Origin of the sequence: Kibdelosporangium banguiense (assembly GCF_017876405.1) — a bacterium.
In the GTDB taxonomy this organism is placed as follows: domain Bacteria; phylum Actinomycetota; class Actinomycetes; order Mycobacteriales; family Pseudonocardiaceae; genus Kibdelosporangium; species Kibdelosporangium banguiense.
The window spans coordinates 8,125,012-8,137,505 of the sequence record NZ_JAGINW010000001.1 but is presented as its reverse complement, the minus strand read 5'-3'; the positions used below and the strand labels follow the sequence as shown (position 1 = coordinate 8,137,505).

Genomic DNA, 12,494 nt, shown 5'->3' with positions numbered 1-12,494 from the left:
GCACTCCACCGCTCTGCAAGGCAGCATTCACTGTTGTGTGACCGACTCTAGGTGCCGAATCCGGCACGGCCACCCCCTGAAACCGGCCACCAGCCGAAACTAGGGGGCGGTCACGTGGCCTGGGATATCTCTACAAAGGACTCCGACATTCTCACCAGGAGATTCGCAGTTCCGACGGACCGCGGACGATCACGCCGAACTCCCATTTCACGCCTTCCCGGCCGTCGGCCAGACGCATGTTCGGGAACCGCTCAAGCAGCTCCGACAGCGCCTCCTGCAACTCCAGGCGCGCCAGCTGGGCCCCGATGCAGTGATGTGGGCCGTGCCCGAAGGCCATGTGCGGGTTGGGACTCCGCGTCAGATCGATCCGTTCCGGGTCATTGAAGACCTCGGGATCGCGATTGGCCGCGTGCAGCGCGGGCAGCACCGGCTCACCCGCCCGGACAACGATATCGCCGAACCGGACGTCCTCCGCGGCGTACCGCGCGAACATCGCGGCTGTGTTGATCGGCACATACCGCAGCAGTTCCTCGACCGCAGTGGGCATCAGCTCCGGACGCCTGCGCAGCAACGCCAACTCGTCCGGGTTGGTCAGCAGGGTGAATACGAAACTGGGCAGCGCGGTGGAAACCGTCTCCACGCCACCGGTGAGCAGTCCCGGACCGGCGATGGAGATCAGCTCGGTCTCGGTCAGCTTGTCGCCGTTGTCCCTGGCGTAGACCAATGCGCCGAGCAGGTCGTCAGTCGGCTCCTCGCGCCGCTGCGCGACAAGCTTGGCCACGTACTCCTCAAGCTGGTTGCCGTACACATAAAGCACGTCACCCTTGGCCGTGGAGTCGTTCACCAGCGCCTGGGTCCACTCCCGGAAGATCGGCTGATCCTCGTGCGGCACGCCGAGCAGGTCGCAGATGACCGTCACGGGCAACGGACGCGCCAGATCCTCCACAATGTCAGCGGTGTCCCCTCCTGTGACCATCGAGTCGATCAGCTGCCGGGACAACGCCCGCACGCCCGCACGCATCTGTTCCATCCGGCGGGCGGTGAACGCCTTGCTGACCAGCCGCCGCAACCGGCTGTGGTCTGGCGGGTCCATGCCCATGATCCCGTCGCCCATCGACTCGCGGCGCATCCGCGGCTGATCCAGGCCCTGGGCCAGTTCCCGGCTGAACCGCGCGTCGGTCATCACCAGTTTGACGTCGGCGTACCTGGTCGCCAGCCACGCCTGTTCACCGAACGGCATCTGCACCCGGCTCATCGGCTCGTCGCGCTGCAATCGCACGTACTCCTCCGACACGGAGATCTCCTCCATGTCGAACGGATAGGCACGCACCCTGCCCTTCGCACTCATCCCGACTTCCCTTCTATCACGTTCATGGGTTTCTCCAGCGCTTCGACGTCACACGCGTTCTGGACGTAGGACAATGCCGACATGAGGCTCGCCGAGGTGATCGTCTCGGCGCGCCTGCTCTCTGTGATTCCCCTGAGCGGCAACGAACCGATGTCCGACCAGCCGAGCCTGCCGTCCGTGCCGATGAAGCTGCGGGCGCGTCCGGCGTTGTCCGGGTGCAGGCAGTACGGCACGTCCATCAGACCGCGCTTGAACGCCACGACCATGGCGCGACCCAGATCTGAGTCGCAGTTGAGCACAGCGTCGACGATCGCGTACGCCTCCGCGTAAACCTCGCTGTCGCCGACATCTGCGACGCCCCGGCTCGAGACGTTCGCGACGGCCCCCGCGTGTTCGAGCGCCTCCACGTTCTCCGCGACTGTGGGAATCCTGTGCGCCTCGGCGACGGTCTTGACGATGAGGCGTTCCGAATCGGTCGTCACCGCCAGCTCGGCTGCCTTGGCCAGCAGATTCAACGCTCCGTCGTGTGTCCTCGGGTAGACGCCCATGTACGCGTAGATCACCACATGCCACTGAGCCTCGGGCAGCAGCCGCGCGCACAGCTTGCGCAGCGCGGCCACCGCCTCCTGGTCCTGCGCCATGTTGGTCTGTTGTGCGTAGCTGACCGAGATGCTCCGCAAACCCAGGCGGTAGAAGAACAACGCCTCCAGCACGCTGAGCGCTACGAGCTGGCTGGGCGGGCACAGCTGGCCCAGCATGCAGCCACCGAACGTCTCCAGGTGCGGTGTCCCGTTGTCGGTCCCGCCGGCCAGCAGGAGTTCGCAGCAGTGCTCCCAGTTGCGGACCGACTCGTCCAGCGGGGCCCGGCTGTAGGGCAGGCAGTACGAGACCGGCCCACCCTCCGTGGCCGGGATGCCGGCCCGGACCAGCGCGCGGAAGATCTCCGCGGGCCGTGCCGCGCCGTGCCGGACCTGCACCGGGAAGTCAGGTCCCACCACCCCGTCCAGCATCGCCCTGGTGGTCGTCTCGTCGTGGTTGACGATCGGATACCCGTTGAGCCCGATGCCCTCACGCAACGCCTGCGCCACGGACACCAGGTCGTTGACCCTGGTGTAGCTGTCCAGGGTGATGGTGCCGACGGTGGTGGCCGCCGCCTTCTTGGTGGCCACCAGCCCGGCCCGCATCACCTGCGGGTCGGCGAAACCCATCCGCGGCTGCACCACAAGCGAGCCCGCCCGGTGCTGCCGCGCAACGAATTCGCCGAAGTTCATGACGCTTCCACTCCCTCGGCAAGCGCCCGTGGCATGGTGTCCGAAATGGACGAAACAAACCTGCGGAACGACGCCGGGCCGGTCTGCCGGTCGTCGAACACGGCGTTGAAACCGGCCAGCAGCAACGCGTCGACCTGCTCGTCGCTCTGGGCGCCGGAGATGCCGAGCTTGCCGCCGATCACCATCGGGACGTCCCGCAGTTCGGCGTGCCCGCGCAGCCGCTGGGCCACTCGCAGCCCGTCCTGGTAGCCATGGCCGTTGACACTGCTCAGCACGATCATCGCGGGCCGCTGGCGACGGCACTCCGATTCGAGCAGCTCGTCGGGCACGCACGCACCGAGATTGATCACCTCGAAGCCGAGCTCCGCGATGAGCAGTTCCAGGTACACCAGGTTCCAGGTGTGCGAGTCGGACGCCATGCTGCTGACGATCACCGTCCGGCCGCCATCGGGCACCATTCCGGTGCCGTCCCGGACATTCAGGCTGTTCTCATCGCTCATCCGTACGCCTCCACGGGCTCGTAGGCGCGCCGGTAGTCCAATCGCGACACTGAGATGATCTCGTCGCCACGCACCACGACCTCGGTCGGCGCAGGCCGGCCGAGGAAGCCCAGCGGGCTGGCGGTGACGCCGTAGGCGCCGACGTTGGGTATCTCCAGGACGTCGCCGACCGACAGTGTCGGGATCTTGGCGCCCTTGGCCAGCGTGTCGCCGGGTGTGCACAGTGGACCGACCAGGCTGCCGACGTCCGAACCGTCGTTGCCGGTGACGCCGATGGTGGCGGGCAGCAGCCTGCCGATGCCGGACAGACCGCCGACCACGTTGATGCCCGCGTCCAGGATGACGAACTTGCTGCCGCGGCTCTCCTTGATGTTCACCACGCCGCACAGCAGCACACCGCTGCTGCCGACCAGGTAGCGGCCCGACTCGCAGGCCAGCTTGATCTCGCCGGTACGCCAGCGCGGCAGGTGCAGGTCCAGCAGCTGGGTCAGCTCCACGCGCAGCTTGCTGTAGGCGGCACGCTCGCCGGGAACCGCATAGGGCGAGGAGAATCCGCCGCCGATGTCCAGGAACTCCAGTGGCAGGCCGATTTCCTGCTGCAGCTGGGCGGCGAACTCGATGACGTACTCGTACTCGGCGAGCAGGCTCGCCTCGTCCTTGGCGTTGCTCATGGTGAAGAAGTGCGCACCGGCGACGCGCACGCCGGGCACCGAAGTGAGGACGGGCATCAGCTCGGGCAGGGTCTCGCTGTCGATGCCGAACTGGGACGGCCTGCCCATCATCCGGATACCGGTCTGCGCACTGCCGGACACGGTGTTGATGCGCAGCAATGCTTTCGCGACGACGTTGTGCCGCATGGCGACCGCGCCGACGTGCCGCAGGTCGCTCAGGGACTCCACGGAGAACATCCGGACCCCGGCGGCGATGGCGAAGTCCAGCTCGCCGTCGGTCTTGCCCGGCCCGGTGTACAGGCACTCAGCCGGGTCGAAACCCGCGGCGATCGCGATGCTCAGCTCGCCCGTCGAGCTGATCTCCGCCCGGCATCCCCCGGCGTCGCCGCCACGCATCTCACGCGCGACATCCATGTGCGGGTTGGCCTTGAGCGCGTAGAAGAGCTCGAACCCCTCCGGCAGCAACGAGAACAGCTCGTCGCGAGCCTCGGCCACCTGGTCGAGGTCGTAGACATAGGTCGGTGTGCCGAAGCGCTCGGCCAGTTCGGTGTACCTGCTCATGTCCGTGCACCCTCCAGTAGCTTGGCCAGTTCCTTCGTGGCGTTCTTGCCGTGCGCGGTCAGCGGGAACTGCTCGACGACGTGGCAGATCGAGGGGACCTTCTGTGGTTCCAGGCGCTTGGCCAGTTCACGCAGGACGGTGTGCGGCGGCAGGTCGGTCTCCACGCACAACGCCAGTTCCCGGTTCTCGCTGGGCGGGATCGCCCCGGCCGCGCGGACGCCGGGGATGTCCATGGCGGCGGCCTCGATCTCGAGCGTGCTCATCCGGATGCCCTTGACCTTGAACATGTCGTCGCGGCGGCCTTCGAAGTAGAGGTAGCCGTCCTCGTCGACACGCCCGTAGTCGCCGGTGTGCAGACGCAGTTCACCGGTGTGTTCGTCACGCCGGAAGGCATGGGCGCTGATCTCGGGCGCCCGCCAGTAGCCGGGCATCACGTGCGGGCCGGTGGCGACGATCTCGCCGATGTCGCCGGGCGGTACCTCTTCGCCCGCGGAGTTGACGATGAGCACGGACGTACCGGGCAGCGGCACCCCGGATGAGCCGGGCCGCTCCTGGTCCTCGTCCGGCGGCATGATCGTGATCCGCTTGCACTCGGTCTGGCCGAACTGGCGGACCACCCGGACATCCGGGAACGCGGCGCGTAGCTTGACGACTGTGGCGTCGGGCAAAGCGGCGCCGGTGTTGGTGATCAGCCGGATCGGGGGTGGCGGGGCGGTGTCGCGTTCGGCCAGGATGGCGATCATGCTGGCCAGTGACGGCACGATCGGCAGCACGGTGGCGCCGACCTCCCGCATCCGCTTGAGCAGCACCAGGTCCGACTCGGTGCCGGCGAGCACGATCTCGCTGCGCCCGAGGGTGGACAGCAGCACCTTGTACAGCCCGTAGTCCCAGGACATCGGGAACCGGCAGAAGACCACGTCGTCGCCGCGGTAACCGAGTACGGCCTGGATCACCCTGGAGGCGAACGTCACCTGGCGGTGCGGGCCGATCACACCCTTGGGCGCCGCGGTGCTGCCCGAGGTGTAGATCAGTACCGCGATGTCGTCAGGGTCCACTGTGGTCGTCGGTGCCTGCTCGCCGGCTGTGTGCGCGGTCAGTACATCGCCCCACAGCAACTCGAATCCGCACACCGCGACCTCAGTAGCACCGGCGATCGCGGCCACAGCGCTGTCCATGGCCACGACCATCACAGGCTCGGCGTTCTCGATCACCGACCGCAGGTGGAACGGCTTCATCGCCGGGTTGAGCGGAACGAACACCGCACCCAGCCGGGAAACCCCGAAGAACAAGGCGACAAGTTCGCGTGTGGTCTGCAGTTGCACCACGACTCGGTCACCCCGGCGGACGCCAAGGCGGTACAGGGTCGCTGCGACCGCATGGCTGTACGCGGCCAGTTCGTCGTATGTCCATTCGCCTGCCGGGTCACGCACTGCCCGCGAACCGGGCGCCTCCGCGACCGCCTCGTCGAGCAGAGAATGGACGAGCGCACCCTCATCAGAATTGTTCATCGCGGCATCTCCAACCCACCAAGAAATAATCGGAAACCTTCCCGGCGCAATGGGTGCGCCCGAATCTCCAGCCACCCGAAATCTACGTTCGCAGGCTGGGCAGGGCACACCCCTACCACGCCCCTAGCGGGCTGGCAGCAGCAAGATCCGGCTCTCGGCGTTGCGCTCGATCTCGGTTTTGCCGTACAGCAACGGGAAGGAGCCGCCGGAACTCCACAATCCGGTCAGGTCGCTGTAGTGCGGGCTGCGCTGGTCGCCGGACTGGCCGGGCGCGTTGATCGCGTAGGAGGCGTTCCAGTTGCCCACGTCGAGAGCCATTTTGAAACTGGCACCGATGATCTGCTGGTAGTTGAACGGGTTGAAGAAGGAGGGGTGAATGGTGTGATACGAGCCACCCGCCGGGATCGGGCCGACATTAGGCCCGCCAAGGGGATGGGCGAACAGCACGTGGTGCACCGCGCCCCAGCGCCAGGTCGACGCATCGGCGCCGAGTTGCGCGCTCACCCCGGCGAAAGCCTGCCCCAGAGTGTCGAGCAGCAGCTTGTCCCTTGTCGCCGCCCCGTTCGGGCCGAACCACGCGTCCGGATCGGCGAACGACTTGATCACCAGGCTGAGGTCGGGGTTGATGGTGCGGGTCAGCACGTCCGCGGCCGCCTGAGGAAGCACAGTGCGGGCCCAGCCGGAATGCAGGTACAGCATGATCCAGGTCTCGAACAGCACGGCTGCCGCGGATTCCTGACTGGCCACGCCGTCATAGCCGCGAAGCAGTTGCAGGGCCTTCGTCACGCCGGGATCAGCGGAGCTCAACGGCGCCAGGTACGGCAGGATGTTGGTGGCCACCAGTGACTTCTCGTCCTGTTGCAAGGCAAGCGAATCCTTGACGGTCGCCTGCGGCAGTGCGGACAGGATGGCGTCGATCCGCTGCTTGCGGTAGGGCAGCTGCCACTCGTAGGTGGGAATCACCGGATGCCCGGCCGGGATGTTGTAGTCGTTGGCCGAGGCGAAGAACCCTTGCGGCGGATTGAGGACGCCCGCGAGTTCGCTGTTGTTGTAGAAGCCGTCCCACTCGTAGCGGCCGTCGCCGGGCACCGGCAACAGGCCGTCGTAGGCTGCGCCCTGCCGCTTCGGGGTCAACGCCGCCGGAACGTAGGCGATGTCACCCTTCTGGTCGGCGAAGACCAGGTTGGAACCTGGCGTGCGCCACTTGCCCATTGAGGCCTTGAAGTCGTTGTAGTTGCCGGCCCGCTGGTAGGCCAGGCTGGCCAGGTACGGCGAGGTGCCCGGCTCTGTCCACACTGTACGGATCGCGAACGCGCGGTGGTTCTGCTCGTCGATCTTGACCACCGGGCCGTGCCTGGTGAAGGTGAGCGCCGAGCGGACTGGAGTGGCGCCTTCGACCGGGATGTCCTCGTAGCGCGTGGTCATCTGCTCCCAGCCGGAGCCGTAGCGGTACTTGGTGGAATCATTGGGATCCAGCTCGTACACGTACAGGTCGGTCTGGTCGGCGGGCAGGTTGGTCAGTCCGAACGCGACCTTCCCGTTGTGCCCGATCGCGATGCCGGGGTTCCACGGCTCGCCCGCGCCCGCGAGGTTCAGTCCCGGTGCGGACAGGTGCGCGATGTAGCGGCCCGAGGGCAGCGCGTCGGTACCACGGTGCGGATCGTTGGCCAGGATGGGCCGTCCGGTCGCGGTGCGTTGCGGTCCGACGACCCATGAGTTGCTGCCGGTCGTGGCGTCCGCGATCGCCTTCGTCGTATCGGTCTGGAGGGTGCCGTTGGCGAACGAAACCGAAGCGGTCGCGAGGTTGTAGACCTTCAGCACGTCACTGGGGATCGAGCACGGGTCGAGCCCGGCCGGTACCTGAGGCGTGTGCTCCGGCTGCAGGTTGCGCAGATATCTGCTGGCGTCCGGCCCGGCGAGGCATGTCATCCGGGCGCGGGTGACCTCCCAGGAGAGGTTCTCGCCGATCGCGTGGGTACGGATGCGCACCACGTCCTCCGGCCGCCACTTGGCCGGGCGGTAGCCCAGCGTGGCGAACTCGGTCGGCAACGCGGCCGGGTTGCGGTTGAGGTAGTCGATGTAGGCGTTGATGCCGTCGGCGAACCGGGTCGCCGCCAGCTTGGCCTCGGGCCCGTAGCTGGCCCATTCGGCCGCCATGTCGCCGCGGTAGAGGAAAAGCCGGGCGGCCCGGTCCTGCTCGACGTAACTCGGTCCGAGCACCTCGCTGAGCTGGCCGAGCCCGCGCCTGCGCCACGTGTCGATCTGGAACAGCCGGTCGCGGGCGATGTTGACGCCCTGCGCGTAGAGCAGGTCACTGGTGTCGGCCGCGAAGATGTGCGGCACACCCCACTTGTCGACGATGATCTCGGCCGGGCGGGCGAGCCCGGCCATCTCGTAGCTCTTTCCGGAATCCGCGACGGCCTCCGGAACAAGTGACACCCCGAGAAGAAGTGCCACCGATAATACTGCCCGTAAGCGCATTTCAGTGCCCCCAGACCGCGTGGAACTTCCGCGCGTTCTCGCCGCGACGGAAAATGTGTATTCCTCGACGGTCGGAAAGTACCGTGCCGATTCATCGCCGACACACCCCTAGCGCGCCCCTATCGCACGCCCGCAGGGGTCAGCAGATCGGCCGCCCAGGCTGCGAGTTGTTTACGATCCACCTTGCGGTTGGAGTTCAGCGGGAACTCGTCGATGTGCCGGTAGTGCTTGGGCACGACCCCGGCGGGCAGCACCTCGCGCAGCGCACGGACCATCGTCACGCTCGGCACCTCGACGCCGACGTAGAACACGAACAGCTCGATGCTGCCCTTCGCCGGCACCCCCAGGACAACCGCGTCGTGCACGCCGCAGGCCCGCAGCGCATGCTCGACCTCGGTCAGCTCCACCCGCCAGCCCTGGACCTGGACCTGGGAATCCAGCCGGCCAAGGTACGCCAGGTCACCGCCGTCGATCCGGCGGACACGGTCGCCGGTGCGATACCACCGCAGACCGTCACGCTCAAGGAAACGGCCCTGCTCATCGGCCGGGTCGAGGTAGCCCGGGGTCATCTGCGGACCGGCGATGCACAGCTCACCCTCGATATCGGTCGGCTCGCCATCCTCGCCGAGCAGCAGGTGTTCGTGCCCTTCGTGCACTGTCCCGATCGGCACCACGCCGTTGACCGCGACCCCGGGAGTCAGCTCGTCGGACCACCGGTACCCGGCGATCGTGATGGTCAGTTCGGTTGGCCCGTAGAGGTTCTCCACGGTCGAGGCCCGCGCCGCCGCCTGCCAGTCAGCGGTGTCACGGCAGGTCAGCGCCTCGCCGGCGAAGAAACTCCAGCGCAGGCCGGACATCGACTCAGGGGTCAGCCCGTCCATCCGCCGGACCAGGTCGATCGCGCTCGGCGTGGAGAACCACACGGTCACGCCACGGTCGGCGAAGAAGCCCGGCAGGTCACGGTAGGCGGCCGGGGGCACCGCGATCGCCTCCGCGCCCGATCCCCACGCGCAGAACAAGTCGAACATGGCGCAGTCGAAGTTCAGGTCGAACGTCTGGGAGAACACGTCGTCCGGCGTGAAGTCGTAACGCGCGTCGAGCAGGCGGAAGTAGTGGTCCACGCTGCCGTGTGTGATCACCACGCCCTTGGGCCGGCCGGTCGATCCGGACGTGAACAGCACGTAGGCCGCGTCGTCCGCGGTGACCTCCCGAGGCGCGGCCAATGGCTGCGCGATCGGGAGCACCGAAGACTTTCCGCCCTCGCTCTCCGGGGCCAGCACCGCGATCACCGGCAACTCGGGCACGAGGGTGAGGCCACTGTCGTCCACTACCAGGGCGGTGACCCCGGCGGCTTCGATCATCTGCCGCGTACGGGCGACCGGGAAGTCCGGGCGTAACGGCACCACGGTCGCCCCGGCGTACAGCGTGGCCAGAATGCCCACGTACGAGGTGACCCCCTTACCGGCCAGCACCCCTACCGCCTTGGCGCCCGTGGCCGCCAGCGCGCCACCCCAGAGCAACGCGAGCTCGTGCGCCTCGGCATAGGTGACCGCCCGCTTTCCCACCCTTATCGCCACGCCGTTCCCGGCCAGCTCAAGGCCTCGGAGAAACCGGCCGTGCAGCGCGTGCGAGACGTTCGTGTCCATAGTCGACCTCCGCCGGATCACAGAAATAGGGGTACTCGCCGATCGAGCCGGGCCCGCAGCCGCGGGTACAGTCCGCACTGGGCCCGGCGCCATTCTTCCGGCTTGTCAAGTGATTCTGGAGCAATTATGTGGGATAGCAAGTTCGACGAACTCCTGCGCCAGTACCTGCCGTATCTGGCCGCCGACGAGGAATTGACCGCCAGCGTCCCCCTGCGCGAGCTGGGGCTGGATTCACTCGCCGTGGTGGAACTGCTGAAGGCTCTCGAGGACACCTACGACGTCCGCTTCGAGGACGACGCGCTGACCCTCGAGACCTTCGAAACCCCCGGTGTGCTGTGGAGCGCACTGGACAACGTCCTGTCGGTCGCCCAGCCCGTCAACTGATGCGGGTCGGCCCTGCACCCCGTCTGCGGGGTTGCAGGGCAAGCCGCGGGCTGGCCGCGATCACCTCGAATCGGCTTGTGGTGCAACGCACCCGGCCGAACAGGCTGTCCTGCCCGGCGACGCACACCTTGCCGACGCTCAGCTGTTCCAGCGTCCGGACCACGTCTACCCATCGCATGGGCTTGGTGACGCTGTCCAGCAGCATCGTGCGGACCTCTTCGCCGGTCCGCAGCACCGAGCCGTCCTGGTCGGCGATCATCGGCAGCAGCGGCGCCTCGAACCGCAACCCGCCGATCACCTCGTCCTCCGCCTTGCGCCGCAACGCTTCGAAAGCGCGGCAGTGCAGTGGCGGCCGCATCGTGTACAGCGAAAGCCCGCCGATCCCCCGGATCCTGCGCTTGAGCCAGTCCAAGTTGCGCTCGCGCAAGGACACCATGAAGAAGTCGTCGTCGACGTAACAGGAGATGTCGTGCCACTCTCCCAGGTCGGTGAGATCCGCCAGCACCTCGGCCAGCCGGAGCTCCGGCGTGCGCACGAACGAGTGGGTCACCACGTCCTGGTACTCGGTGGCGAAGAACTCGTCGAGACAGCGTGCCAGCGCCGCGGTCATCCACACCGCTTCGTCGAACGGCAGCGAACCCGCGTAGACACTCGCCGGTTTCTCCCCGAAGCTCGGCCCGGTGCAGTAGTCCGCGTCGATGTCCAGCGCCTGCTCGGCCCACTGGGCCAGCGCGAGCGAGTTCAGCATGAACGCGACCTGCGCGTACTCCGAGTAGTCCCCCTCGGCCTCGCGGAAGCGGTCGACCAGTGAGTAGCCCAGGCGTTTGTCGGCCATCGCCACCAGCCTGCGGGCGAACGGGTTGATCAGCATGAACTTGCCGACGTCGGCGTAACGCGACGGGCTCATCCCCGGGAACACCATCGCCGTCCCGAGCCGGCTGGCCTCACGCATTGCTGGTCACCTCTCTCCGGGTGATCGTGTGTGCCGCCGGCAACCCCCGCAGGAACTCGACGAGCACTTCGAAGAACCGTTGCGGCTCCTCCAGATTGGGGACGTGGCTGGACTCCTCGAAGATCTCCCAACGCACGTCCGGGATGTGGTCGAAGTAAGGCTGCACGGTGACCGGCGTCGCCTCGTCGTGCCTGCCGGAGATCAGCAGGGTCGGCGCGGTGATGTCAGGCAGGCAGTCCACCACCGAGTAGTCCTTGAGCGTGCCGGTCACCGTGAACTCGCTCGGCCCGTTCATGATGGAGTACACCGTGTTGTCGTTGGACGTCTCCATCAACGAGTTGAGATAGTCCGACGGCCACGGTGAGAGTCGGCACACATGCCGGTCGTAGAAGACGCGCATCGCGTCGAAGTATTCCGGGGAGTCCGTGGTGCCCGCTGCCTCGTGTCTGCGCAACTTCGCGTCGTTCTCCGGCGGCAACGCGGCACGCAGGACCTCCATCTCCTGGCGCCACAGCACATAGGACGCGGGTGAATTGGCGATCACCAGGCCCTTCAGTCCTTGCGGCGCGTTCGCGGCATGCCGCGCGGCCAGCAGACCACCCCATGATTGTCCGAAAAGGACGTAGTTGTCGGCGATGCCCAGTGCCTTGAGCAGGTTGTCCAGCTCGTCGGCGAACAGCTCGGGCGTCCAGAAGTCCGCGCCCTTGTCGGGCAGGTGCGTGGATCCGCCGTTACCCAGCTGGTCGTAGTGCACCACCGGCCAGCCGTCCTCGGCCAGCCGCGACAGGTTGAGCAGGTAGTCATGCGTACTGCCGGGGCCGCCGTGCAGGCACACGACCGCAGGCCGCCCCGCGCCGACAGGACCGGTCACCCGGAACCAGGTGCGGTACTCCCCGAAGGGCACCCAGCCCTTCACGGCCTTGGCGGCTTTCGCGCCGGATGCCATTGCCATGTTCATCACCTCATCTGCCTTCGCCGTAACCGATACGCAGGGATCGGCGGTGAGTTCACCGTCCGGCGTCACGTTCTATGTGTAATCGGCACAGACGCACCTTTACAGCCCCTAAGGGGGACCCAAGCGCGATCCAAGCCGGACCTAAAGCGGCCGCCGGCAGCTCCGATAGGGGTGGGCGCGCCGACCCCTACCTGGCCGTTCTCGGGTCGGACCGAGC

At 67.1% G+C, this 12,494-nt stretch carries 10 protein-coding genes; 1 reads left to right on the top strand and 9 read right to left on the bottom strand.

Going from position 1 to position 12,494, the window contains the following annotated elements:
- Positions 1 to 151: 151 nt before the first annotated feature.
- The 7 genes from JOF56_RS37170 to JOF56_RS37140 form a co-directional block, all read right to left on the bottom strand.
- Positions 152 to 1,348, bottom strand: coding sequence for a cytochrome P450 (locus JOF56_RS37170; protein ID WP_209644103.1), 1,197 nt, complete (start codon positions 1,346 to 1,348; stop codon positions 152 to 154).
- Positions 1,345 to 2,619 carry a methylaspartate mutase gene (locus tag JOF56_RS37165; RefSeq protein ID WP_209644102.1) on the bottom strand — a complete coding sequence of 425 codons (1,275 nt, stop codon included), beginning with the start codon at positions 2,617 to 2,619 and terminating at the stop codon, positions 1,345 to 1,347. The genes JOF56_RS37170 and JOF56_RS37165 overlap by 4 nt, the downstream gene beginning before the upstream one ends.
- Positions 2,616 to 3,119 carry a cobalamin B12-binding domain-containing protein gene (locus JOF56_RS37160; protein WP_245378530.1) on the bottom strand — a complete coding sequence of 168 codons (504 nt, stop codon included), beginning with the start codon at positions 3,117 to 3,119 and terminating at the stop codon, positions 2,616 to 2,618. Before JOF56_RS37160 ends, JOF56_RS37165 begins: the two co-directional genes overlap by 4 nt.
- Entirely contained in the window at positions 3,116 to 4,351 is a 1,236-nt protein-coding gene (locus JOF56_RS37155; RefSeq protein ID WP_209644101.1) for a type III PLP-dependent enzyme domain-containing protein, read from the bottom strand. Before JOF56_RS37155 ends, JOF56_RS37160 begins: the two co-directional genes overlap by 4 nt.
- Positions 4,348 to 5,859: an AMP-binding protein gene (locus JOF56_RS37150; RefSeq protein WP_209644100.1), complete on the bottom strand. Its 1,512-nt coding sequence runs from the start codon at positions 5,857 to 5,859 to the stop codon at positions 4,348 to 4,350. The genes JOF56_RS37155 and JOF56_RS37150 overlap by 4 nt, the downstream gene beginning before the upstream one ends.
- A gap of 123 nt (positions 5,860 to 5,982) precedes the next feature.
- Positions 5,983 to 8,316 (bottom strand): penicillin acylase family protein, encoded by a 2,334-nt coding sequence (locus JOF56_RS37145; protein WP_307855424.1) that lies wholly within the window; start codon positions 8,314 to 8,316, stop codon positions 5,983 to 5,985.
- Between the two features lie 143 nt (positions 8,317 to 8,459).
- Positions 8,460 to 9,986, bottom strand: a complete 1,527-nt coding sequence (locus JOF56_RS37140; RefSeq protein ID WP_209644098.1) for an AMP-binding protein — start codon at positions 9,984 to 9,986, stop codon at positions 8,460 to 8,462.
- A gap of 126 nt (positions 9,987 to 10,112) precedes the next feature.
- On the opposite strand from JOF56_RS37140, the gene JOF56_RS37135 reads away from it, so the two are divergent.
- Positions 10,113 to 10,370 (top strand): acyl carrier protein, encoded by a 258-nt coding sequence (locus JOF56_RS37135; protein ID WP_209644097.1) that lies wholly within the window; start codon positions 10,113 to 10,115, stop codon positions 10,368 to 10,370.
- Here JOF56_RS37135 and JOF56_RS37130 read toward each other — a convergent pair.
- Complete coding sequence (locus tag JOF56_RS37130; RefSeq protein ID WP_209644096.1) at positions 10,363 to 11,322, bottom strand: ACP S-malonyltransferase; 960 nt, start codon at positions 11,320 to 11,322, stop codon at positions 10,363 to 10,365. The genes JOF56_RS37135 and JOF56_RS37130 overlap by 8 nt on opposite strands.
- Positions 11,315 to 12,274 carry a proline iminopeptidase-family hydrolase gene (locus JOF56_RS37125; protein ID WP_209644095.1) on the bottom strand — a complete coding sequence of 320 codons (960 nt, stop codon included), beginning with the start codon at positions 12,272 to 12,274 and terminating at the stop codon, positions 11,315 to 11,317. The genes JOF56_RS37130 and JOF56_RS37125 overlap by 8 nt, the downstream gene beginning before the upstream one ends.
- Between the last annotated feature and the right edge of the window lie 220 nt (positions 12,275 to 12,494).